Raw genomic sequence first — 24,250 nt, 5'->3', positions numbered from 1 at the left:
ACTCCTGTTTCGTAGCGCTTAAATTCGAAAATCAAACAGCGAAGATTTTGCCCGGGTTCATGATGCCGTTCGGGTCGAACACCGCTTTGACGGCTTTCATGTACTCGATCTCAACCGGCGAGCGGCTGTAGGTCAAGTAATCACGCTTGGTCATGCCCACGCCGTGTTCTGCGGAAATCGAGCCGTTGTACTTCTCGACGGTTTCGAACACCCACTTGTTGACGGTCGCGCACTTGGCGAAGAACTCGTCCTTGCTCAGGTTTTCCGGCTTGAGGATGTTCAAGTGCAGGTTGCCGTCGCCGATGTGACCGAACCAGACGATTTCGAAGTCCGGGTAGTGTTCGCCGACGATCGCGTCGATTTCCTTCAGGAACGCCGGGACTTTCGACACAGTGACCGAGATGTCGTTCTTGTACGGCGTCCAGTGGGAGATGGTTTCGGAGATGTATTCACGCAGCTTCCAGAGGTTCTGCAGCTGGGTTTCGCTCTGGCTCATCACGCCGTCCAGCACCCAGCCTTGCTCGACGCAGTGTTCGAAGGTTTCCAGAGCGTGGTTGGCCACTTCTTCAGTAGTCGCTTCGAATTCCAGCAGCGCGTAGAACGGGCAATCGGTTTCAAACGCCGCTGGCACGTCGCCGCGGGCCATGACCTTGGCCAGGGCTTTGTCGGAGAAGAATTCGAAGGCGGTCAGGTCGAGTTTGCTCTGGAACGCGTGCAGCACCGGCATGATCGAGTCGAAATCGGCGGTGCCGAGGACCATCGCGGTAAGGTTTTTCGGCGCACGGTCCAGGCGCATGGTCGCTTCGACCACAAATCCGAGGGTGCCTTCTGCGCCAATGAACAGCTGACGCAGGTCGTAGCCGGTGGCGTTCTTGATCAAATCGCGGTTCAGCTCAAGCAGATCGCCCTTGCCGGTGACGACTTTCATGCCCGCCACCCAGTTGCGGGTCATGCCGTAGCGAATCACCTTGATCCCGCCGGCATTGGTGCCGATATTGCCGCCAATCTGGCTCGAACCTGCCGAAGCGAAGTCCACCGGGTAGTACAGGCCTTTTTCTTCGGCGACGTTCTGCAAATGCTCGGTCACCACGCCCGGTTGGCACACAGCCGTGCGGTCAGTCATGTTCACGTCGAGAATCTGGTTCATGTAGTCGAACGACACAACCACTTCGCCATTGGCCGCCACCGCAGCGGCGGAAAGACCGGTGCGACCGCCGGACGGGACCAGCGCCACCTTGTGTTCGTTGGCCCAACGCACAATGGCCTGGACCTGTTCAGTGGTCTTGGGAAACACGATGGCCGTCGGGGCCGGGGCGAAATGCTTGGTCCAATCCTTGCCGTAAGCATTCAGGGAGTCGGCGTCGGTCAGCACCTTGCCAGGCTCAACCAGGGTCTTCAGCTCATCAATCAGGGCAGGATTGGTCATCGACAGAACTCTCGAACAATTCATGGTCATCCTGAGAACGCTTCACGTCGCAGGAATGAGTGTTTAGCGGGGTGCGTATGCTAGCATACCGACCCCGCAGCATAGTGCCCAACGGCTGTTCTGCGGCGACGGCACTCTTGTCGTCCGGGTCAGCGTCTGCTGGCTATTTCCTGCCATTTTTCTCCGGGATACAGGTTTACGCAGATGAGCAAGACTTCTCTCGATAAGAGCAAGATCAAGTTCCTTCTTCTCGAAGGCGTCCACCAATCGGCTGTCGACGTTCTCAAGTCGGCGGGCTACACCAGCATCGAGTACCTCACAGGTTCTCTGCCGGAAGCCCAGCTGAAGGAAAAGATCGCTGATGCGCACTTCATCGGCATTCGCTCGCGCACTCAACTGACCGAAGAGATCTTCGATCAGGCGAAGAAACTGGTCGCTGTCGGCTGTTTCTGCATCGGCACCAACCAGGTCGACCTCAACGCGGCTCGCGAACGCGGCATCGCGGTGTTCAACGCACCGTACTCCAACACTCGCTCCGTTGCCGAGCTGGTGCTGGCCGAAGCGATCCTGTTGCTGCGCGGCATTCCTGAGAAAAACGCTTCCTGCCACCGTGGCGGCTGGATCAAGAGCGCGGCCAACTCCTTCGAGATCCGCGGCAAGAAGCTGGGTATCGTCGGTTACGGCTCGATCGGCACTCAACTGTCGGTCCTGGCCGAAGGCCTGGGCATGCAGGTGTACTTCTACGACACCGTGACCAAGCTGCCATTGGGCAACGCAACGCAAGTTGCCAGCCTGACCGAGCTGCTGGGCATGTCCGACATCGTCACCCTGCACGTTCCGGAAACCGCTGCGACCCAGTGGATGATCGGCGAGAAAGAAATCCGCGCTATCAAGAAGGGCGGCATTCTGATCAACGCTGCTCGCGGCACTGTAGTTGAACTGCAAGCTCTGGCGGACGCGATCAAGGACAAACACCTGATCGGCGCGGCCATCGACGTGTTCCCGGTGGAGCCTCGCTCCAACGACGAAGAGTTCGAAAGCCCGCTGCGTGGCCTGGACAACGTGATCCTGACCCCGCACATCGGTGGTTCCACCGCTGAAGCGCAGGCCAACATCGGTCTGGAAGTGGCAGAGAAACTGGTCAAGTACAGCGACAACGGTACCTCGGTATCGTCCGTGAACTTCCCGGAAGTGGCCCTGCCGGCTCACCCTGGCAAGCACCGCCTGCTGCACATCCACGAGAACATTCCGGGTGTGATGAGCGAGATCAACAAGGTCTTCGCCGAAAACGGCATCAACATTTCCGGTCAGTTCCTGCAGACCAACGAGAAAGTCGGCTACGTGGTCATCGACGTCGACGCCGATTACTCGGAAATTGCCCAAGAGAAGCTGCAGCACATCAACGGCACCATTCGTTGCCGCGTGTTGTTCTGATAGCGACTTGAGTGACAAAAAAAGGAGACCTTGGGGTCTCCTTTTTCATGGGCGCGGTTCTTTATTCCGAGCAGGTTACTTAACGTTGACGGTGATCTTCTCGGAGACGATTGGTGGATCGAAGGCCATATGGTTCATGTCGCCCAACTCCAACTGCAAGGTGTGCTTGCCTGGTGTCAGCGTCAGCTCGGTTTCTGTCTGTGCCTTACCAAAATGAACGTGATTGGCATCTGCGGGGATGACTGCCCCTGCTGCAACTACATCCTTGGCATCGACCAGCAAATGGTGGTGGCCGGTATTCTTGGTGGCATCGCCCGCTGGCGCCAACGCAACGTTCTCCACAGCGAATTTGATTTTGAAAGTTTGCGGGACAGTCGCACCATCTTCAGGAGAAACGATGGACACTTCGGCGCCTTTGGGGGCCGGCGTTGCAGCACTGGCCAGCACCGAAACGCCCATCAATAGGCCAGCCAATGCAGCTCGTGACATAAACGTTTTCATTCTCTTCTCCAGTTTTTCCGTAAAATCCGCGTGGCCGAGACAACTTCACGGCCATTCGTTGTCGAAGGACCTCGACAACCATAGCAAAGCGAGCCTGAATCAGAGCATCGCCATAATGAATTCAAAGGAGTGACCATGCGCTTTTTGCCTGGCCTGATCTGCCTGCTACCCCTTTTGAGCCCTTTGGCTCATGCCGAACTGATTGACGATGTCTTCGATCGTGGCGAACTGCGCATTGCTATCGAGGCTAATACACCGCCCTTCAATTTCAAGGACGACGGCAAACTCACTGGCTTCGAAGTCGAGTTGGGGCAAATGCTGGCCAACGAACTGGATGTGCGCGCCGACTTTGTTGTCACTGATTCCACCGATCTGTTGCCCGGTGTTGAAACCGGCAAATACGACATCGCCATCAACCACATAGCAGTGACCCCGGAACTCAAGGATCGTTTCGACTTCACCGAGCCTTACATTCACACCAATGCGCAATTGATCGCGCAGAAAGAAGAACCGCGTTCAATCCTGCTGGTGCAGTCGCTGACGGAAGAAAAGCCGAAAGACGCCCCGGCTGTGGATCTGGCGATTCCGTTTCAGAAGGGCAACCCGGCATTTCACGCCAGCCTGGAGAGTGCGCTGAAGCGGATAAAGGAGGATGGGCGACTGGAGGCGCTGGAGCAGAAGTGGTTTAAGGCGGACACCAGTGTGGCGCCAAAACCCTGACTCCAAACTGACGAATAACCCCCTGTGGGAGCGGGCTTGCTCGCGAATGCGGTGTATCAGTCGACATCTCTATTAACTGACACACCGCATTCGCGAGCAAGCCCGCTCCCACATTGGTTTTGTGTAGGGTGTTAGGTCAGAGTTGCCAAGGCTATCGCCGCTTGCGGCAGCTCCAGCTCACTGAAGACCTGCACGCCATTGCGCTTGAGCAACGCCGCGGCCACCCCTTCGCCACTGACCTTCACGCCGCTGAAGCTCCCGTCGTACGTCAGCACATTCCCGCACGACGGGCTGTTGGCCTTGAGCACCGCAATCCGGATACCGTGCTGTCGCACCAACTCCAGCGCCTGGTAAGCCCCCGAGAGAAACTCGGCGCTGACGTCCTCGCCCTCCGTGGTGATTACGGAGGCGTGCCCGTCCAGTACATCACCACCCTGCCCGCCTGGTATTTCCGCCGCGGCCCTGGGCGTCGGCAAACCACCGGCCACTTCCGGGCACAACGGCACCACCCGACCTTCGTCGATCCACTGTTGAAGCTGATCGAACGGCCCGCTCGCCCCGCCGTCGTAACGCACGCGGTGGCCCAGCAGGCAGCGGCTTACCAGAATTTTCTGCATGATCAGAACGGCTCGTTACCACGACGCCGGAACCAGCCCGTCAACGACAGGCGATCCCGGGTCGCGGGCAGGACTTCGTGGGGCACCTCACCCGACAGAAATACCACCAGGCATCCGCCGGTGGGCACCACATCGTGTTCGACGCCTTCATCCAGGTACATGCGCAACTGGCCACCGTGCTCGGGCAGCCAGGCGTCATTGAGGTAGATCACCGCCGAGACCATGCGCCGGTCATCATCACGAAAACGATCAACATGCTTAAGGTAAAACGCACCGGGCGGGTACAGCGCGAAATGGCTTTCGAAATCTTCCAGGCCCAGATACAACCCGCGATTCATCGCCTGGCGCAGGCTGTCCATCAAGCCCAGGTACCTGTCGCACGCCAGCGCCTGGCCGGGTTCGATCCACTGGATGTGGTCGCCGCGAATCCCCTCGCGAATCTCCGACGTCGGCCCACGCCCCACGGCCGCCGGGGCCAGTTCGCCCTCGGCTGCACGTTTACGGCACTCAGCCGCCAGTTCCCGGGTCAGACCCAGAGGCAGGAAAATATTCTGCTGCGACCAGCCGCGCTCGGCCAGGTCGTCGACGATACGTAACAGCAGCGGGTGATCAGAGGATATTTGCATGGCGCGCATAGTATTCCTGTGCCTGCAAATCCGACAGAGCCGTGCAGCGGAGGATTTGTCGGATTACTGATACGAATTCTCGACAAGTACGGAAGCCGCACGGAGAATAGTCGCCTGCTGACAGGAGTCCCTATGCGCCGTTTGCTTTTTTCACTGCTGATGCTCTGTGTTTTGCCCGCTTGGGCAGACGGCCACGACCAGTTGTACAAGGTCGCCGGTTGGCCAGATCAGCGCGCGCATTTTAACGACGCCCTCTCAGCCGCTCAGCAGCGCTACCAGAACAGCCTGCCACCGGCGGTGTTTCAGGCCCTGGTGAACAACAGCAATCAACGATTCGCCCCCCAGGCCGTGGACCAACGCGCCGAAGCGCAATTGCGCAAAAGCCTCAGCGACCCGAAACCCGCACTGACCTTCTTTCAATCGCCCCTGGGCAAGAAAATCGTCGCCGCCGAACTGCTGGCGACCCGTCGCGATCAGCTGGCGAAAAACGCCAAGGGTCTACCGAAGATTCAAGCCAGCGACAGCCGCATGTTGATCATCGGCCACCTGGCCCAGGCCCTGCCCGCTCGCGAGGCCGGCGCGGAAGTCAGCCTGGCGATTGCCGGTGTCGCGGCTGACAGCCTGAGTTCGATGATCCCCGGTTTGCTCGGTGGTGGTCAGGCGCAAGGCATGTTGAACGGCCAGCGCCAGCGCTTGATGGACCAGATCGGGGCTGATCTGAACAACACGCTGCTGTATGTCTATCGCGACTTGTCGGATGAAGAACTGGAAGAGTTCGCCACGTTTGCCGAGTCCACCGAGGGCAAGGCGTATTACCAGGCCGCGTTGGCGGCGATTCGGGCGGGGTTGGCGGTGGGGCAAAGCACCTCGAACCTCAGCCAGTAATCTTCGGCGTCTTTGAGATTGCCTTCGCGGGCAAGCCTCGCGCCTACAGATGACCACATACCCTGTAGGAGCGAGGCTTGCCCGCGAAGAGGCCCTGCCAAACGCTAAAGATTTCGACCCTTGATCCGCTTCGTCAAAAACCCGAAATACTCCCGCCGCATCTCCACCGTCTCATTCGCCAAATGATGCCGCGCCTCAGGCAACATCAGCACCTGCGGCCGATCGAACTTGGCCTTCAACACCTCAAGGTTATGCTCCCAATCCACCGTCATGTCCGCCTGCCCCTGCACAATCAGCGGACGCCGTGGACTGTTCGGCGCTGCCTCGATGCGCTTGATCCACCGCGCCAACGCACCCACCCACGCCGTTGGCAGTCGCAGTGGTTGCAACGGATCGGCTTGCAGGAACGGCAAGAAGTCAGGGTCGTTGGAGTTCTCGCTGAAGCGCCGGGCGATGGCTTTGACGAAAGGTTTGAGCAAGTAATAACTGAGCTGCGACCAACCCCAGGCGCGCGGCCGCACCAGCGGTGACAACAGAATCACCTGACCTTGCGCCGGACTGTTCGCGCCTTGGTTGAGCACGTGATCGATCACGATCGCCCCGCCGGTACTCTGCCCGCACAGATGCCACGGCTGCGGAAGGTCCAGCGACTGCGCCTCGGCAAACAACCCTTGCAGCGTGTGCTGATACTCGGCGAAATCCTTGATGCTCGCCCGTTCACCGCTGGACAGACCATGCCCCGGCAAGTCGCAGGCAATCACCGCGAAGCCCTGATCCAGCGCCCACGCGATCACATGCCGGTAAAGCCCGGTGTGATCGTAGAAGCCGTGGAACAGAAACAGCGTCGCCTTCGCCTGCTCGGGCCACCAGACCTGGCTGACCACTTGATAGCCATCGACCTCGAAAAGCCCCAACCCGCTGCGCTGGGTTCGCCCCGGAAAATCCAGACCGTAGAACCGCTGATAGGCCAGCGCCTCCACCGAAAGCGGCTGCCACTCGGCCAGTGGCCGCAGGCTGGCGCGCAAATGATCGGGGTCGAAAATGGCAGACATGGGCTAATCCAGAGCGCTAAACAGACTTTATGGGCCTGCGATATTCATCTGTCGCGGCAAGCATGGCAAGCTAGCCGACCTTCGAGGATTGAAACCCATGCGTCCGGCCTACCGCACCACACTGCTTGCCAGCCTGCTCGCCCTCGTGTGCGCCGGCGTCTTGTGGGCGGCCTATGACTGGTTTCAGGGGCGCTACCTGCGCGCCTTCAGTTCACACACCGCGGTATTTTCCGGCGATCCGCTGCGCCTGCCCGACGAACTGGCCGGCCCCGGCGCCATTCGCCTGGTGCATTTCTGGGATCCGGCCTGCCCGTGCAATGTCGGCAACCAACAACACCTGACCGAACTGGTTGAGCACTACGTGCCGCAAGGCGTGGAGTTTTACGCGGTACAAAAACCCGGCAGCCACGGTCAGTTGCCCAGCACCCTGAGCAGCCTGAAAACCATCACCGTGCTCCCGGGTTCCGAACAGATCCCTGCCAGCCCGGCGGTGGCGATCTGGGACCGCAGCGGCAAACTGGCGTATTTCGGTCCGTACAGCGAAGGCCTGACCTGCAATTCGAACAACAGCTTTATCGAGCCCATCCTGCAAGCACTGAGTGAAGGTCGCGCAGTGGGCGCCACCCATACGCTGGCGGTCGGCTGCTACTGCCCTTGGCCGGAGGAAGTGAAGTAAGGCAATCCTGACTTTTCCAGGACCGCGATGCCCGGCACAGGAGGTCTGTGCTAAATGTTTGCAGCCCGCACGGGCGGCAATTCCGAAGAACAAGGAGTCACCATGAAACGCGTCCTGACCGTACTGGTATTGCTGATCGTCACGCTCGTCATCGGCGTCGGCGGGTACGTGTACATCAAGCAGCCGACGCGCCAGGGTCAGGTGGAGTTGCAGCACCTTCAGGGTTCGGTGACCGTGCGTTACGACGAGCGCGGCGTGCCGCACATCCGCGCAGAAAACGAAACCGACCTCTACCGCACCCTCGGCTATGTGCAGGCCCAGGACCGCTTGTTCCAGATGGAAGCCATGCGCCGCCTCGCCCGGGGTGAGCTGGCAGAAATCCTCGGCCCGAAGCTGCTCGACACCGACAAACTGTTCCGCAGCCTGCGCATCCGCGAACGCGCCGACAGTTACGTGGCCGCGCTGGATCGTCAGTCACCGGCGTGGAAGGCGCTGGAAGCCTATCTGGATGGCATCAATCAATATCAGGACACTCACGCGGCGCCCATGGAGTTCGACGTGCTGGGCATCCACAAGCGCCCTTTCACCGCCGAAGACAGCATCAGCGTCGCCGGGTACATGGCTTACAGTTTCGCCGCAGCGTTTCGCACCGAACCTTTACTGACGTTTGTGCGCGACCAATTGGGCGCCGAGTACCTGAACATTTTCGAGCTCGACTGGCAGCCCAAAGGCGTGTTGGCCAAATCGCGTTTAACACCCGGCCCCGCCCTCGCCGCCAGTGACTGGAAAGACCTGAACGCGCTCGCCCGCCTGAGCGAACAGGCGCTGGCCAACAACGGCCTGCCGCAATTCGAAGGCAGCAACGCCTGGGTGATTTCCGGCAACCGCAGCAAAAGCGCCAGACCGCTGCTGGCCGGTGACCCGCACATCCGCTTCTCGGTGCCGTCGGTCTGGTACGAGGCACAACTGTCGGCGCCGGGCTTCGACCTGTACGGCCATCATCAGGCACTGGTGCCGTTTGCCTTTCTCGGCCACAACCTGGACTTCGGCTGGAGCCTGACGATGTTCCAGAACGACGACCTCGACCTGATCGCCGAGAAGGTCAACCCGGACAACCCGAACCAGGTCTGGTATCGCGGCAAATGGGTCGACATGGTCAACACCGAGCAACAGATCGCGGTGAAGGGCCAGGCGCCGGTCACGCTGACACTGCGCCAGTCGCCCCACGGCCCGATCATCAACGATGCACTCGGCACCGCCGCCGGCAAGACGCCGGTGGCCATGTGGTGGGCGTTCCTTGAAACGCCGAACCCGATCCTCGAGGGTTTCTACCAGCTCAACCGCGCCGACACCCTGGCCAAGGCTCGCGCCGCAGCGGCCAAGGTTCAGGCACCGGGCTTGAACATCGTTTACGCCAACGCCAAGGGTGACATCGGCTGGTGGGCCTCGGCGCTGCTGTCCAAACGCGCCGCCGGAGTGCAACCCGGCTTCATCCTCGACGGCAGCACCCATCAGGCGGACAAGGAAGGTTTCTACCCGTTCAGCGCCAACCCGCAGGAAGAAAACCCGGCGCGTGGCTACATCGTCTCGGCCAACTTCCAACCGGTGTCGCCGACCGGCATGGAGATACCCGGTTACTACAACCTCGCCGACCGGGGTCAGCAACTCAATCGCCAGCTCAGCGACAAGAGCGTGAAGTGGGACAACGAGGCGAACCAGAAGCTGCAACTGGGCACCACCACCGCCTACGGCCCGCGCTTACTGGCACCGTTGTTGCCGGTCCTGCGTGAAGTGGTCAGCGATCCTGCCGAACTCAAACTGGTGGAGCAACTGGCGCAATGGAAAGGCGATTACCCGCTGGATTCCACCATCGCCACGCTGTTCAACCAGCTCCTGTTCAACCTGGCTGACGCGACGATGCACGATGAGCTGGGCAATGATTTTTTCGAAACTTTGCTCTCGACCCGTGTGATCGACGCTGCGCTACCACGCCTCGCCGCGACCGCCGACTCGCCGTGGTGGGACAACCGCAACACCCTCGGCAAGGAGACCCGCGCCGACACGGTCAAGGTGGCCTGGCAAGCGAGCATCGCCCATCTCAAGACCACCCTTGGCGCTGACTTCGCGCTATGGCAGTGGGGCAAGGCGCACACCCTGACTCACGGCCATCCGCTGGGGATGCAGAAGCCGCTGAACCGGATCTTCAACGTCGGCCCGTTCGCGGCGCCTGGCACCCATGAAGTACCGAACAACCTCTCGGCCAAAATCGGCCCGGCACCGTGGCCCGTGACATATGGTCCGTCGACCCGGCGGCTGATCGACTTCGCCGACCCGGCCCACAGCCTGACCATCAACCCGGTCGGCCAGAGCGGCGTGCCATTCGACAGCCACTACGACGATCAGGCTGAGGCGTATGTCGAAGGGATTTACTACGAGGCGCATTTCAATGACGAAGAAGTCACGGCCAATACGCGCAGTACGTTGAAGTTCTTGCCGGCGCGGGCTGCGCCGTAGATTTTGGTTGACCGGGCCGACGTCTTCGCGGGCAAGCCTCGCTCCTACAGATGACCGCATACCCCTGTAGGAGCGAGGCTTGCCCGCGAAGAGGCCCTTAAGGACAACACAAATTCCTGCTCAAACCATCGCCGCAAAATTCAGCCTGAACTGCTGCGGCGTCACCCCCAGCCTGCGATTGAACACCGTGCGCATATGCTGGGCATCGCGAAAGCCGCACTGATACGCCACCGTCTTGAGCGGTGAATGTGTGCTTTCCAGCAGCACCCGCGCCGCATCCACCCTCGCCCGCTCGACGAATTCCGCCGGGGTGATTTTCGCCTCCTTGGTGAACACCCGGGAAAAGTTGCGCGCACTCATGTTGGCCGCGTTCGCCAGATCGGCAATGGTCAAGTCGCCTGTGAGGTTGGCCAGGACGTAGAGCTGCACCAGTGCCACCGCCGACGTCGGTTCGGCGTGGGGCGTGAGGAACGGGCTAAACTGCGATTGCCCGCCCGAGCGCTGGGTGAACACCACTAGCCGCTTGGCCACGCTCAAGGCCACCTCCGGCCCGTGGTCCTGCGCCAGCAAGTACAGCGACAAATCGATCCCCGCCGTGACCCCGGCCGAGGTGAAGAGCTCGCCGTCCTGAACGTAGAGGCGATCGGCCTCAACCTGAGTCGACGGGCACAAGGTGGCCAACGCCGCTGCATCGCCCCAGTGGGTGGTGACTGTCCGTCCTTCGAGCAATCCGGCTCGCGCCAGCATGAACGCGCCGTTGCAGATCGAGCCAAACCGTTGCGCCAACGCGCTGGCATCACGCAACCAGGCATCGAATGCCGCGCCAAAATCCAGGAACGGCAACTGCGGCCCGCCGGCCACCAGCAGCAAGTCATAAGCCTCCAGCGCTTCGCTGAAATGCCGATGGGCACTGAGTGACAAACCGTTGGAGCACGGCATCGCCCCGCGTTCGACGCCGATGACCTCCAACCGGTAATGGTCGTGCGGTGCGAGGAACCGGTTGGCTTCGGAAAACACATCCATGGGACCGGTGACGTCCAGCGACTGGACGCCTGCGAACACCACGATGGCAACGGTTTTACTCATGGTTCGATTGCCTCTACGGATCACCTGTGGCGAGGGGATTTATCCTCGTTGGAGCGCGCAGCGCTCCCAGACTTTTTGGGGCCGCTGCGCAGCCCAACGGGGATAAATCCCCTCGCCACAAAAGACCATTCACAGAGAGCAAACTTAGCCAATCCGGGCGCAACAAGCGAGGTTGGCGCGATATGCCTGTTCATTGGCCGGGATCGCAGCCATGGATCGATTGTCCGGTTGGGGAGGCGGGAACAGACTTGCTCCATCAGCGCCGCCACGGCGTTCCCCACGAGGAAAGCACCATGAGCAGCAACATTGCCGGTATCAAAATCCCCGACAGCGCGTTGGCCAGGGCCACCACTGAATACATTCGCGATGCCGAGTCCGACCTGCTCTACCACCACTCGCGCCGGGTGTTTCTGTTCGGCGCCCTGAGCGGTGAGCGCAAGCAGTTGGCCTACGACCCGGAAATGCTCTACGTCGGCGCCATGTTCCATGACCTGGGCCTGGTGGAAGGTCATCGCACGGACAACGAGCGCTTCGAAGTCGACAGCGCCAACGCCGCCAAGGCGTTCCTCCAGCCTTACGGTTTGTCGGATGGCGATATCGAACAGGTGTGGCTGTCGATTGCCCTGCACACCACGCCGGGCGTGCCGCAACACTTGCGGCCTAACGTTGCGCTGGTCACCGCTGGTGTGGAAATGGATGTGCTGGGCATCGACTACGCCGCGTTTTCCACGGTGCAGCGTGAAGCGGTAGTGCATGCGCATCCACGGGGCGAGGGGTTCAAGGAATGCATCCTGTGTGCGTTCGCCAACGGCTTCAAACACAAACCCGACACCACGTTCGGCACGGTGAACGCGGATGTACTGGTGGACAGCGAGCCGGGCTTCAAGCCGATGAACTTTGTCGAGATCATCCGCAAATCGCCTTGGGTTTCCTAAAACGACTGTGGGAGCGGGGTTGGCCACGTAATTGTGGCCAACGCTTTAAGCCGCTTCCGGCGCCTGCGCGCGACGCACGTCCGGTTGCTTCCAGGAGTCGGCAGCGCTTTCTTCGATCGCTTGCTGGATCGCACGCTTGCGCGCTTCTTCGGCACGGCGGCTAAAGAACCAGACCAGGAAGGTCATCAGCGATACCGCCAGCAGAATCAGGCTGGCCACGGCGTTGATCTCGGGTTTCACCCCCAGACGCACCGCCGAGAACACTTCCATCGGCAGGGTCGTGGAACCCGGCCCCGAGACGAAGCTGGCCAACACCAGGTCATCCAGCGACAAAGCGAAGGACATCATGCCGCCGGCCCCCAGGGAGGGCGCGATCATCGGGATGGTGATCAGGAAGAACACCTTCCACGGCCGCGCACCCAGGTCCATGGCCGCCTCTTCGATGGACAGATCCAGCTCACGCAACCGCGCCGACACCACCACCGCCACATACGCCGCACAGAACGTGGTGTGGGCGATCCAGATGGTGACGATGCCGCGTTCCTGTGGCCAACCGATCATCTGCGCCATCGCCACGAACAGCAGCAACAGCGACAGACCGGTGATCACTTCGGGCATCACCAGCGGCGCGGTGACCAGGCCACCGAACAGCGTGCGCCCCTTGAAGTGGGTGATACGGGTCAGGACGAACGCCGCCAACGTACCCAGTGCCACCGCCGCCACCGCCGTGTAGCAGGCGATTTCCAGCGAGCGCACCACCGACCCCATCAGTTGGGTGTTGTCCATCAAGCCGACGTACCACTTGATCGACCAGCCACCCCACACCGTCACCAGTTTGGAGGCGTTGAACGAGTAGATCACCAGGATCAGCATCGGCGCGTAGATGAACAGCAAACCCGCTACCAGCATGAAACTTGAGAAACGGAAGCGCTTCATTCCTTGCCCTCCATTTCTTTGGCCTGACTACGGTTGAACAGGATGATTGGCACAATCAGGATCAACAGCATCACCACCGCCAGGGCAGATGCCACCGGCCAGTCGCGGTTGTTGAAGAATTCTTGCCAGAGCACTTTACCGATCATCAGGGTTTCCGGACCGCCGAGCAGTTCCGGGATCACGAACTCGCCCACGACCGGGATGAATACCAGCATACAGCCGGCGACGATGCCGTTCTTGGACAGCGGAATAGTGATCTTCCAGAAGCTGTTGAAGGTGCTCGAACCCAGGTCGGATGCAGCTTCCAGCAGACTGTTGTCGTGCTTCACCAGGTTGGCGTAGAGCGGCAGGATCATGAACGGCAGGTACGAATACACCACGCCGATGTACACGGCGAGGTTGGTGTTGAGAATCTGCAGCGGCTCGTCAATCCAGCCCATGGTCATCAGGAAACCGTTGAGCAGGCCGTTGTTGCTGAGGATGCCCATCCACGCGTAGACGCGGATCAGGATCGCGGTCCAGGTCGGCATCATGATCAGCAGCACCAGCACTGTTTGCATCTCTTTACGGGCACTGGCAATCGCGTAGGCCATCGGGTAGCCGATCAGCAGACAGAGGACGGTGCTGATCAACGCCATCTTCAACGAGCCGAGGTAGGCGGCGATGTACAACTCGTCACCGGCCAGCATCGCGTAGTTGCCGAGGTTAAGCAGCAACTGCAATTTCTGTTCGGCGAAGGTATAGATCTCGGTGTACGGCGGAATGGCCACATCGGCTTCGGCGAAGCTGATCTTCAGAACGATGAAGAACGGCAACATGAAGAACAGGAACAGCCAGATGAACGGAACCCCGATGACCAGTTGGCGGCCACCGGGAATTATTCGATTGAGGCGGCGTTTGAACTTGCGCATGTTCATGAGCGAAGCACCACGCCGCTGTCGTCTTCCCAGTACACGTAAACCTGGTCACCCCAGGTTGGGCGCTGGCCACGACGTTCGGCGTTGGCCACGAAGGACTGGACGATCTTGCCGCTCGGCAGTTCGACGTAGAACACCGAGTGACCACCGAGGTAGGCGATGTCGTGCACCTTGCCGCTGGACCAGTTGTATTCGCACGTTGGCTGGATCGGCGTCACCAGCAGTTTTTCCGGACGGATCGCGTAGGTCACGGATTTGTCCTGCACCGAGGTGCTGATACCGTGGCCGACGTAGATCTGGCGGTCCAGGTCCTTGCAGGTGATGGTCGCGTGGCCTTCGGCGTCGTCGATCACTTCACCGTCGAAGATGTTGACGTTGCCGATGAACTCGCAGACCAGGCGGCTGGTCGGGGTTTCGTAGATGTCGATCGGGCTGCCGATCTGGGCGATCCAGCCCAGGTGCATGATCGCGATGCGCTCGGCCATGGTCATGGCCTCTTCCTGGTCGTGGGTCACCATGACGCAGGTTACGCCGACGCGCTCGATGATCTCGACCAGCTCCAGCTGCATTTGCGAGCGCAGCTTCTTGTCCAGCGCACCCATCGGTTCGTCGAGCAGTAACAGCTTCGGCCGTTTGGCCAAGGAACGCGCCAGCGCCACACGCTGACGCTGGCCACCGGACAACTGATGCGGCTTGCGCTTGGCGAACTGCGTCATCTGAACCAGCTTGAGCATGTCCGCGACACGGGCATCGACTTCAGCGGCAGGGATTTTGTCCTGCTTGAGGCCGAAGGCGATGTTCTGCGCCACGGTCATGTGCGGGAACAAGGCGTAGGACTGGAACATCATGTTGATCGGCCGCTCGTACGGCGGCATATCAGTGATGTCTACGCCATCGAGGAAAATGCGCCCCTCCGTGGGCCGTTCGAAGCCTGCGAGCATGCGCAGCAACGTGGACTTGCCCGATCCCGAACCGCCGAGCAGGGCGAAAATCTCGCCTTTCTTGATTTCCAGGGACACATCGTCCACGGCAATCGTCTCGTCGAACTTCTTCGTGACCCGGTCGATTTTGACCAGCACCTGTTTAGGTGTCTGGTCGCCCTCGAGGGCTTTCTTATAGGCGCCGGAGGCAACTGCCATTTACGAAACTCCCAAAAAAAAGAGTGCAGTTCGCTCAAGGTGAGCGAACTTTGGATAGTTTGAGCCTTGTCGCTATTTACCCGTCTTGACCTTGGTCCAGCTGCGGGTCATCAAACGTTGAATGTTTGGTGGTAACTCGACCGACACATAAGTCTTGTCGAGAACTGCTTGCGGCGGATAAACCGACTCGTCGGTGCGGATGGACTGTTCCATCAACTTGTCCGAGCCAGGGTTGGGGTTCGCATAGCCAACAGAGTCACTGACTTGTGCGATCACCTCGGGTTTCAACAGATAGTTGATGAAGGCGTGGGCTTCCTTGACGTTGGCCGCATCCTTGGGGATTGCCAGCATGTCGAACCAGAGCGCGCCGCCCTCTTTCGGAATCGAGTAGGCGATGTTCATGCCTTTGCCGGCTTCTTCCGCGCGGGCCTTGGCCTGGAACATGTCGCCGGAGAAACCGATGGCGATGCAGATGTCGCCGTTGGCGAGGTCGGCGATGTACTTGGAAGAATGGAAGTACGTCACGTAAGGCCGCACCGCCAGCAACTTGGCTTCGGCCTTTTTGTAATCTTCGGGGTTGGTGCTGTTGGCGTTGAGGCCCATGTAGTTGAGGACGGCGGGCATCATTTCATCGGCAGAATCAAGGAACGCCACACCACAGCTGTGCAGCTTCTTGATGTTCTCCGGTTCGAATACCACAGCCCAGGAATCGATCTTGTCGACGCCCAGCACAGCCTTGATCTTGTCGACGTTGTAACCGATGCCGTTGGTGCCCCACAGGTACGGCACGGCGTACTGGTTACCCGGATCGTTTTGCTCAAGACGCTTGAGCAGCACCGGATCGAGGTTGGCATAGTCCGGCAGTTTCGACTTGTCGAGCTTCTGGAACGCGCCCGCCTTGATCTGCTTGCCGAGGAAGTGGTTGGACGGCACCACCACGTCGTAACCGGTACGACCGGCCAGCAACTTGCCTTCCAGGGTTTCGTTGGAGTCGAAGACGTCATACACCGGTTTGATGCCGGTCTCTTTCTGGAAGTCCGCCAGGGTGGTCGGACCGATATAGTCTGACCAGTTATAAATATGCACGGTACCGGCAGCCTGGACACTGACAGCAAACGTCAGCCCCGCGCCGACCAGTAGTGCATTGCGCAACAAAGAAAAAATAGGCACGTGGAGGTCCTCTAAAATTAGTTGGGCCCAAGTTGCCCCGCGTTACATGACAGCCATGGCTGCCCGGCAACTAAACCGGCGCGCAACTTACCTTCGAAAAACCGTTCCAGCAAAACTTTTATGCAGATATCCCTGTAGGAGCGAGCCTGCTCGCGATGGTCGCCAACGATAACGAGGGGTGTCTGACACCCCTCGGTGTTGCAGCTTTTATCGCGAGCAGGCTCGCTCCTACGGGGTCTACTTCTTACTTACCCGATTTGATCTTGGTCCAGCTGCGCGTCAGGATCCGCTGGGTCGCGGCCGGCAAGTCGGCGATCGCGTACAGCTTGGCCAACACGTCCGCTGGCGGGTAGATGCCTGGGTCGGCGGTGATTTCTTTTTCGACCAATGGGGTGGCGGCCGCGTTACCGTTCGGGAAGCGCACGGCGTTGGTGATTTCAGCCATGATTTCCGGCTTCTGCAGGAAGGTCATGAACTTGTAGGCGCCTTCGACGTTTTCGGCATCTTTAGGGATGGCGACCATGTCATAGAAGCTGCCTGCACCTTCTTTCGGAATGTTGTAGCTGACTTTCACCTTGTCACCGGCTTCAGCCGCACGGGACTTGGCCTGGTAGATATCACCCGAGTAACCCACGGCGACGCAGATGTTGCCGTTGGCCAGGTCGGAGATGTACTTGGACGAGTGGAAGTAGCCCACCGAAGGACGAATCTTCAGGAACAGCGCTTCGGCTTCGGCCAGTTGTTTTTTGTCCTGGCTGTCGGTTGGATAGCCCAGGTAGTGCAGCGCCACCGGAATCATCTCGGTTGGCGAATCGAGGAAACTGATACCGCACGACTTCAACTTGGCGGCGTTTTCAGGTTTGAACAGCAGGTCCCAGGAGTTGGTTGGCGCATCGGCACCCAGTGCAGCCTTGACCTTCTCGGCGTTGAAGCCAATACCGATCGAACCCCACATGTACGGGAAAGCGTGTTCGTTGCCCGGGTCGCTCACCGATACCGCTTTAAGCAAATCAGGGTTCAGGTTTTTCCAGTTAGGCAGCTTGGACTTGTCCAGCTTCTGGTAAACGCCAGCCTTGATCTGCTTGGCCAGGAAGTTGTTCGACGGTACGACGATGTCGTAGCCGGACTTGCCTGCCAGCAACTTGGCTTCCAGGGTTTCGTTACTGTCGAAGACGTCGTAAACGACTTTGATGCCGGACTCGGTTTCGAACTTCTTGATGGTGTCCGGAGCGATGTAGTCGGACCAGTTATAGACGTGCAACACCTTGTCGTCCGCCTGAACCGCACCCGCCATCATGCCCATCAGGGACATGGCGAGGAGTGTCTTGCCAGCAAGCTTTTTTCCTAATGCCTTCATTCGTAATGCTCCAAATTTTTCTTTTTTGAACCACTTTGTTCAGCGGCCGAACCCGGACAACTGGAACCGCAGCTAGTCTGGCAAGATCCGAGGCGGTCTTTCAAGGAAAGGCCACCCTTTAGATCTGCTCTGAGCGAAAGTTTAATGACTCTCGCCCAGAGCCTAGCACTTAGCCCTGCAACGCACTCAGGGTCAGGTCCAGGCACTTGCGTGCCTTGGTCACCAGCTCATCGATTTCAGCCTTGGTAATCACCAGTGGCGGAGCAATGATCATGGTGTCCCCCACGGCACGCATGATCAGGCCGTTGTCGAAGCAGAACGTGCGGCAGATCATGCCGACGCCTTTGCCTTCGTAACGCTTGCGAGTGGCCTTGTCCTGAACCAGTTCGATGGCCCCCAACAGACCGACCCCGCGCACTTCCCCCACCAACGGGTGATCGTTCAGTTCCCGTAGACGCTTTTGCAAATAGGGTGCCGTTTCGGCATGAACGTGCTCGATAATTTTTTCTTCGCGCAGAATGCGGATGTTTTCCAGCGCTACCGCAGCCGCTACCGGGTGCCCGGAGTAGGTGAAACCGTGGTTGAAGTCGCCGCCTTCGTTGAGCACCGCCACCACTTCGTCACGCACGATCAGGCCACCCATAGGGATGTAGCCGGACGTCAGGCCTTTGGCGATGGTCATCATGTCGGGTCTGAGGTCGAAGAAATCGCTACCGAACCACTCACCGGTACGGCCGAAACCACAGATCACTTCGTCAGCCACGAACAGGATGTCGTACTTGGCGAGGATTTCCTTGATGCGCGGCCAGTAGGTGTCTGGCGGAATAATCACGCCGCCGGCGCCCTGGATCGGCTCGGCGATAAAGGCACCGACATTGTCCACGCCGACTTCCAGAATCTTCTCTTCCAGCTGATTGGCCGCCCAGATACCGAACTCTTCCGGCGTCATGTCGCCGCCTTCAGCAAACCAGTACGGCTGCGCGATGTGGACGATGCCCGGGATCGGCAAGTCGCCTTGTTCGTGCATGTACGTCATGCCACCCAGACTCGCGCCGGCCACGGTGGAACCGTGATAGCCGTTCTTGCGGCTGATGATGACTTTCTTCTTCGGCTGACCCTTGATCGCCCAATAGTGGCGGACCATACGCAGCATGGTGTCGTTGCCTTCGGAACCGGAACCGGTGAAGAACACGTGGTTCATGCCCTCTGGCGCGATGTCGGCGATGGCCTTGGCCAGTTCCAGCACCGGCGGGTGAGCGGTCTGGAAGAACAGGTTGTAGTAAGGCAGTTCGCGCATCTGTTTGCTGGCGGCATCGGCCAGTTCATCGCGACCGTAGCCGATCGCTACGCACCACAGGCCGGCCATGCCGTCGAGGATCTTGTTGCCTTCGCTGTCCCAGAGGTAAACGCCCTTGGCGTTGGTGATGATTCGCGGGCCTTTCTCTTTCAGCTGCTTGAAGTCGCTGAAAGGGGCCAGGTGGTGATCGTTGCTCAGGGTTTGCCATTCACGGGTTTGCGGGTTGTTGCTGGTCATGCGAATTCTCCTAAGGTTTCGGTGAAGGGCGCGACCAAGTGCAGTCGCGCCCGGCGCATCAGACGGCGAAGAGCAGGAATTCCCGCTCCCACGAACTGATCACGCGCTTGAAGTTTTCATGCTCGGCCCGCTTGACCGCGACGTAGCCAGTAATGAATTTCTTGCCCAGGTACTTCTCGACGGTCGCGCTGTTTTCCATACGCTCCAGCGCGTCTTCAATGGTCAGCGGCAGGCGCAGGTTGCGGCGTTCATAGCCTCGACCCACTACTGGCGCACTCGGGTTCAAGCCTTCGACCATGCCGATGTAACCGCAGAGCAGGCTCGCGGCGATCGCCAGGTACGGGTTGGCGTCAGCGCCGGGCAGGCGGTTTTCCACCCGACGGTTTTGCGGCCCGGCATCCGGAACCCGCAGGCCCACGGTGCGGTTCTCTTCGCCCCACTCCACGTTCACCGGCGCCGAGGTGTCCGGCAGGAAGCGGCGGAACGAGTTGACGTTCGGCGCGAACAGCGGCAACAGCTCGGGGATCAGCTTCTGCAAGCCACCGATGTGGTACAGGAACAGTTGGCTCATGGTCCCGTCTTCATTGGAGAAGACGTTCTTGCCAGTCTCGATGTCGATGATGCTCTGGTGCAAGTGCATCGCGCTGCCCGGCTCGCCGGTCATGGGCTTGGCCATGAAAGTGGCCGCCACGTCGTGCTTGAGCGCGGCTTCGCGCATGGTGCGTTTGAAGATCAGGATCTGGTCGGCCAGGGACAGGGCATCGCCGTGACGGAAGTTGATTTCCATCTGCGCCGTGCCGTCCTCGTGGATCAACGTGTCGAGGTCCAGTTCCTGCAATTCGCACCAGTCGTAGACGTCCTCGAACAGCGGATCGAATTCGTTCGCCGCTTCAATGGAGAACGACTGACGACCGGTTTCCGGGCGCCCGGAACGGCCGATCGGCGGTTGCAGCGGGTAGTCCGGGTCGTCACTGCGCTTGGTCAGGTAAAACTCCATTTCCGGCGCCACGATCGGCTGCCAGCCCTTGTCGGCATAGAGTTTCAGGACCTTTTTAAGCACGTTGCGCGGCGACAGCTCGATCGGGTTGCCTTGCTTGTCGTAGGTGTCGTGGATCACCTGGGCGGTCGGCTCAATGGACCAGGGCACCAGGTAAACCGCGTTCTGGTCGGGGCGGCAGATCATGTCGATGTCGGCCGGGTCGAGCAGTTCGTAATAGATGTCGTCTTCGACATAGTCGCCGGTCACGGTCTGCAACAGAACGCTCTCGGGCAGGCGCATGCCTTTTTCGGCAATGAACTTGTTGGTCGGCGAAATCTTGCCCCGGGTGATCCCGGTCAAGTCGGCGATCATGCATTCGACTTCTGTGATCTTGTGGTCTTTCAACCAATCGGTGAGCTGGTCGAGGTTGTGACTCATAAATGCCTCTTAGGCTGAGTTTCCTGACTCTTATAAGTCAGGCGTTGTTTGACGCATCGGCGTCGTGTGATACAGATTGCCACTGCAATGGCCAAGCACAACTACCCACTCGGGTAATGGCGTGGGTCAGCGAGAGCGTAGTTGCGCGTGCAGAATCACGAGCATAACCCGACGCGTTGGTCGGGCTGTCAGCGTGAAACGGTTCTATATTGGAAGGAGGGCCAGTAAAGAGAATGTCGTGTAGACCGTCCAGAATATCGGACGGGGGCAGCAGGTTCGCCGAGGAAGGAAGAGTCGACGGCACGCCTTTGGCAACGCTTGCCTTGGCGTGAACGCAACGATCGCCACTGATGTGATAAGCATGCAGACCGATCTGCCTTGAGCAGATGGCGACGCCGATTAACGGCAGGCGAGACATGAAGCACCCCGGTATTATTGCTGTTATGGGTTTGAATCGAGCTTAGCCTTGTTCATTTTTTTACACAACACCCCCGTAAAAAATACAACACGGCCCGCTCAAGCTCGCGGGCGCCAAAGCGCTTAAAGGCATAAAAACGCCCCAAACTGCCTCAAAAAAGCCCTACGGGCGCTTTTTTAGGGCAAAAAAGGCCTCGCTTGACTTCGGCAGGCCGTTCGGGTTGACTGAAACCCGAAGAGATCAATGATTGATATTTTTAACAACAAAGGTGTTGCATCATGTCGGTACCCCCGCGTGCCGTTCAGCTTAACGAAGCGAACGCGTTCCTTAAGGAACATCCTGAGGTTCTGTACGTTGACCTTCTGATTGCGGATATGAATGGTGTGGTGCGCGGCAAGCGCATTGAACGCACCAGCCTCCACAAGGTTTACGAGAAAGGCATCAACCTGCCGGCCTCTCTATTTGCTCTGGATATCAATGGCTCGACGGTGGAAAGCACCGGCCTGGGCCTGGACATCGGCGATGCTGACCGAATCTGCTATCCAATCCCTGACACCCTGTGCAATGAACCCTGGCAGAAGCGCCCTACCGCGCAACTGTTAATGACCATGCACGAACTTGAAGGCCAGCCGTTCTTTGCCGACCCGCGAGAAGTGCTGGCTAATGTGGTGCGCAAGTTCGACGACATGGGCCTGACCATCTGCGCCGCGTTCGAACTGGAGTTCTACCTGATCGACCAGGAGAACGTGAACGGTCGTCCACAACCGCCACGCTCGCCAGTGTCCGGCAAACGCCCGCATTCGACCCAGGTCTACCTGATCGACGACCTCGACGAATACGTCGACTGCCTCCAGGACATTCTGGAAGGTGCGAAAGAGCAAGGCATCCCTGCCGACGCGATCGTCAAGGAAAGTGCCCCGGCGCAGTTCGAAGTGAACCTGCACCACGTGGCCGACCCGATCAAGGCCTGCGACTACGCGGTCCTGCTCAAGCGTCTGATCAAGAACATCGCCTACGACCATGAGATGGACACCACCTTCATGGCCAAGCCTTACCCGGGCCAGGCGGGCAACGGTCTGCACGTACACATTTCGATTCTTGATAAAGAAGGCAAAAATATTTTTGCCAGCGAGGATCCCGAGCAGAACGCCGCACTGCGTCACGCGATCGGCGGTGTGCTCGAGACCCTACCGGCGCAGATGGCTTTCCTCTGCCCGAACGTCAACTCCTACCGTCGTTTCGGCGCACAGTTCTACGTACCTAACTCGCCGTGCTGGGGCCTGGACAACCGCACCGTGGCGATCCGCGTACCGACCGGTTCCTCCGATGCCGTGCGCATCGAACACCGTGTGGCCGGTGCCGACGCCAACCCGTATCTGTTGATGGCTTCGGTTCTGGCAGGCGTGCACCACGGCCTGACCAACAAGATCGAACCGGGCGCGCCCGTGGAAGGCAACTCCTACGAGCAGAACGAGCAAAGCCTGCCGAACAACTTGCGCGATGCATTGCGCGAGCTGGACGACAGCGAAGTCATGGCCAAGTACATCGATCCGAAATACATCGATATCTTTGTCGCGTGCAAAGAGAGTGAGCTGGAGGAGTTCGAACACTCCATCTCTGACCTTGAGTACAACTGGTACCTGCATACCGTGTAAGTGGTTGCAGTAAAAGGAACGCCGTTGGCTGATAAAGCCAACGGCGTTTTTTTATGGCCGCCTGCTGCGGTTCGCGGGCAAGCCTCGCTCCTACAGGTCGGAGTCGTTCGCAAAAATGAGCATGCCACAGACCCGTAGGAGCGAGGCTTGCCCGCGAAAGCGTCCGGGAAGACAACACACGACCCCTGCTCGTACAATGCCCGCTGCCCCGCAGGAGACTTCAATGACCCGACTCGCCACCCCACGCAAACCCCGCGCCCGCAGCCAGGCCCGGATCGATTCGATACTCGATGCCGCCCGCACGCTGCTGGCCGCCGAGGGCGTGGCCAGTCTGTCGATCTACAGCGTCGCCGAACGCGCAGAGATCCCGCCCTCCTCCGTCTACCACTTCTTCGCCAGCGTTCCGGCCCTGCTCGAAGCCCTGACGGCGGACGTCCACGCCGCATTCCGCGCCTGCCTGCAAGCGCCCATCGATCACAACGCCCTCAGCGGCTGGCGCGACCTGTCGCGACTGGTTGAACAACGCATGCTCGACATCTACGACGAAGACGCTGCCGCCCGGCAACTGATCCTCGCTCAGCACGGCCTGACCGAAGTCACCCAGGCCGACCGTCAGCACGACATCGAATTGGGCGACTTGATGCACAAGCTGTTCGATCATCACTTCGAGTTGCCGAAATTGCCGACCGATGTCGATGTGTTTGCGCTGGCGATGGAGCTGGGTGATCGGGTGTATGCGCGTTCGGTGCAGCAGCATGGGCAGATCACGCCGCGTATGGCTGAAGAAGGGATGCGGGTGTTTGATGCGTATCTGGGTCTGTATTTACCGCCGTATTTGCCGAAGCGCGCCGGCATCTGATCGTTCCCACGCTCCGCGTGGGGATGCAGCCCGTGACGCTCCGCGTCACTGGACGCGGAGCGTCCCTAGAGGCATTCCCACGCAGAGCGTGGGAACGATCAGGGCTCACGCTCTCCGGGGTTGAGTGCAGCGCACGCCCTCACAACTTGGCGATCGACACCTCGGTGGATTTCACAAACGCGATCACTTCGCTGCCGACCACCAGTTCGAGCTCTTTCACTGAACGCGTGGTGATGACCGAAGTAACGATGCCGGAGGCTGTCTGCACGTCGATTTCCGAGAGCACGTCGCCCAATACGATTTCCTTGATCGAGCCCTTGAACTGGTTACGAACGTTGATGGCTTTGATAGTCATGATGTTGATTCCTGTCATTGG

At 59.5% G+C, this 24,250-nt stretch carries 22 protein-coding genes and 1 pseudogene; 8 read left to right on the top strand and 15 right to left on the bottom strand.

Annotation, left to right across the window (positions count from 1 at the left end; genetic code table 11):
• Positions 1-31 precede the first annotated feature (31 nt).
• Positions 32-1,426, bottom strand: coding sequence for an FAD-binding oxidoreductase (locus EYC95_RS15065; protein WP_131061064.1), 1,395 nt, complete (start codon positions 1,424-1,426; stop codon positions 32-34).
• Positions 1,427-1,630: 204 nt separating this feature from the next.
• Here EYC95_RS15065 and serA point away from each other — a divergent pair, with 204 nt between their 5' ends.
• Positions 1,631-2,860: a phosphoglycerate dehydrogenase gene (gene serA, locus EYC95_RS15060; RefSeq protein ID WP_131061063.1), complete on the top strand. Its 1,230-nt coding sequence runs from the start codon at positions 1,631-1,633 to the stop codon at positions 2,858-2,860.
• Positions 2,861-2,935: 75 nt separating this feature from the next.
• On the opposite strand, the gene EYC95_RS15055 is transcribed toward serA, so the two are convergent.
• On the bottom strand, positions 2,936-3,361 hold the full coding sequence (locus tag EYC95_RS15055; protein WP_131061062.1) for a DUF4399 domain-containing protein: 426 nt from the start codon (positions 3,359-3,361) through the stop codon (positions 2,936-2,938).
• Between the two features lie 135 nt (positions 3,362-3,496).
• Between EYC95_RS15055 and EYC95_RS15050 the strand changes: the two genes are divergently transcribed.
• On the top strand, positions 3,497-4,081 hold the full coding sequence (locus EYC95_RS15050; RefSeq protein WP_131061061.1) for a transporter substrate-binding domain-containing protein: 585 nt from the start codon (positions 3,497-3,499) through the stop codon (positions 4,079-4,081).
• 131 nt (positions 4,082-4,212) lie between these two features.
• Here EYC95_RS15050 and EYC95_RS15045 read toward each other — a convergent pair whose 3' ends face one another.
• Both EYC95_RS15045 and EYC95_RS15040 read right to left on the bottom strand, forming a co-directional pair.
• Positions 4,213-4,698 carry a DUF523 domain-containing protein gene (locus tag EYC95_RS15045; protein ID WP_131061060.1) on the bottom strand — a complete coding sequence of 162 codons (486 nt, stop codon included), beginning with the start codon at positions 4,696-4,698 and terminating at the stop codon, positions 4,213-4,215.
• 2 nt (positions 4,699-4,700) lie between these two features.
• A complete protein-coding gene (locus tag EYC95_RS15040; protein WP_131061059.1) occupies positions 4,701-5,333 on the bottom strand; it encodes a 2OG-Fe(II) oxygenase in 633 nt (210 codons plus the stop codon).
• Positions 5,334-5,456: 123 nt separating this feature from the next.
• Between EYC95_RS15040 and EYC95_RS15035 the strand changes: the two genes are divergently transcribed.
• Positions 5,457-6,209, top strand: coding sequence for a DUF2059 domain-containing protein (locus EYC95_RS15035; protein WP_131061058.1), 753 nt, complete (start codon positions 5,457-5,459; stop codon positions 6,207-6,209).
• 104 nt (positions 6,210-6,313) lie between these two features.
• Here the strand turns inward: EYC95_RS15035 and EYC95_RS15030 are convergent, their stop codons facing one another.
• A complete protein-coding gene (locus tag EYC95_RS15030; RefSeq protein WP_131061057.1) occupies positions 6,314-7,261 on the bottom strand; it encodes an alpha/beta hydrolase in 948 nt (315 codons plus the stop codon).
• 97 nt (positions 7,262-7,358) lie between these two features.
• Here EYC95_RS15030 and EYC95_RS15025 point away from each other — a divergent pair, with 97 nt between their 5' ends.
• Positions 7,359-7,937, top strand: coding sequence for a DUF6436 domain-containing protein (locus tag EYC95_RS15025; protein ID WP_131061056.1), 579 nt, complete (start codon positions 7,359-7,361; stop codon positions 7,935-7,937).
• 102 nt (positions 7,938-8,039) lie between these two features.
• A complete protein-coding gene (locus tag EYC95_RS15020) occupies positions 8,040-10,451 on the top strand; it encodes a penicillin acylase family protein (RefSeq protein WP_131061055.1) in 2,412 nt (803 codons plus the stop codon).
• Between the two features lie 120 nt (positions 10,452-10,571).
• Here EYC95_RS15020 and EYC95_RS15015 read toward each other — a convergent pair whose 3' ends face one another.
• Positions 10,572-11,537, bottom strand: coding sequence for a GlxA family transcriptional regulator (locus tag EYC95_RS15015; protein WP_131061054.1), 966 nt, complete (start codon positions 11,535-11,537; stop codon positions 10,572-10,574).
• A gap of 293 nt (positions 11,538-11,830) precedes the next feature.
• Between EYC95_RS15015 and EYC95_RS15010 the strand changes: the two genes are divergently transcribed.
• Complete coding sequence (locus tag EYC95_RS15010; RefSeq protein ID WP_131061053.1) at positions 11,831-12,472, top strand: HD domain-containing protein; 642 nt, start codon at positions 11,831-11,833, stop codon at positions 12,470-12,472.
• A 45-nt stretch (positions 12,473-12,517) separates the two neighbouring features.
• Here EYC95_RS15010 and EYC95_RS15005 read toward each other — a convergent pair whose 3' ends face one another.
• The 8 genes and pseudogenes from EYC95_RS15005 to EYC95_RS14970 all read right to left on the bottom strand — a co-directional run.
• Positions 12,518-13,408, bottom strand: coding sequence for an ABC transporter permease subunit (locus tag EYC95_RS15005; RefSeq protein WP_131061052.1), 891 nt, complete (start codon positions 13,406-13,408; stop codon positions 12,518-12,520).
• Complete coding sequence (locus EYC95_RS15000; protein ID WP_256656960.1) at positions 13,405-14,286, bottom strand: ABC transporter permease subunit; 882 nt, start codon at positions 14,284-14,286, stop codon at positions 13,405-13,407. Before EYC95_RS15000 ends, EYC95_RS15005 begins: the two co-directional genes overlap by 4 nt.
• 35 nt (positions 14,287-14,321) lie before the next feature.
• Complete coding sequence (locus tag EYC95_RS14995; RefSeq protein WP_131061050.1) at positions 14,322-15,464, bottom strand: ABC transporter ATP-binding protein; 1,143 nt, start codon at positions 15,462-15,464, stop codon at positions 14,322-14,324.
• A gap of 72 nt (positions 15,465-15,536) precedes the next feature.
• On the bottom strand, positions 15,537-16,634 hold the full coding sequence (locus tag EYC95_RS14990; protein ID WP_131061049.1) for a polyamine ABC transporter substrate-binding protein: 1,098 nt from the start codon (positions 16,632-16,634) through the stop codon (positions 15,537-15,539).
• Between the two features lie 244 nt (positions 16,635-16,878).
• Positions 16,879-17,991 carry a polyamine ABC transporter substrate-binding protein gene (locus EYC95_RS14985; RefSeq protein ID WP_131061048.1) on the bottom strand — a complete coding sequence of 371 codons (1,113 nt, stop codon included), beginning with the start codon at positions 17,989-17,991 and terminating at the stop codon, positions 16,879-16,881.
• Between the two features lie 169 nt (positions 17,992-18,160).
• Complete coding sequence (locus EYC95_RS14980; protein WP_131061047.1) at positions 18,161-19,525, bottom strand: aspartate aminotransferase family protein; 1,365 nt, start codon at positions 19,523-19,525, stop codon at positions 18,161-18,163.
• A gap of 58 nt (positions 19,526-19,583) precedes the next feature.
• Entirely contained in the window at positions 19,584-20,942 is a 1,359-nt protein-coding gene (locus EYC95_RS14975; protein ID WP_131061046.1) for a glutamine synthetase family protein, read from the bottom strand.
• A gap of 103 nt (positions 20,943-21,045) precedes the next feature.
• Positions 21,046-21,360, bottom strand: a pseudogene (locus EYC95_RS14970) (gamma-glutamyl-gamma-aminobutyrate hydrolase family protein); the annotation flags it as partial.
• Positions 21,361-21,638: 278 nt separating this feature from the next.
• Here EYC95_RS14970 and EYC95_RS14965 point away from each other — a divergent pair.
• Together EYC95_RS14965 and EYC95_RS14960 are read left to right on the top strand one after the other, a co-directional pair.
• Positions 21,639-23,015, top strand: coding sequence for a glutamine synthetase family protein (locus EYC95_RS14965; RefSeq protein ID WP_131061044.1), 1,377 nt, complete (start codon positions 21,639-21,641; stop codon positions 23,013-23,015).
• A gap of 223 nt (positions 23,016-23,238) precedes the next feature.
• Positions 23,239-23,874: a TetR/AcrR family transcriptional regulator gene (locus tag EYC95_RS14960; protein ID WP_131061043.1), complete on the top strand. Its 636-nt coding sequence runs from the start codon at positions 23,239-23,241 to the stop codon at positions 23,872-23,874.
• Between the two features lie 139 nt (positions 23,875-24,013).
• On the opposite strand, the gene EYC95_RS14955 is transcribed toward EYC95_RS14960, so the two are convergent.
• The gene (locus tag EYC95_RS14955; RefSeq protein ID WP_003229256.1) at positions 24,014-24,229 is read right to left on the bottom strand and encodes a molybdopterin-binding protein; all 216 of its coding nucleotides are present in this window, start codon (positions 24,227-24,229) and stop codon (positions 24,014-24,016) included.
• Positions 24,230-24,250: the final 21 nt, after the last annotated feature.

This window comes from Pseudomonas sp. BGI-2, from assembly GCF_004310295.1.
GTDB lineage: Bacteria > Pseudomonadota > Gammaproteobacteria > Pseudomonadales > Pseudomonadaceae > Aquipseudomonas.
The sequence above is the reverse complement of the archived record's forward strand: the minus strand, read 5'-3'. Positions and strand labels throughout refer to the sequence as shown.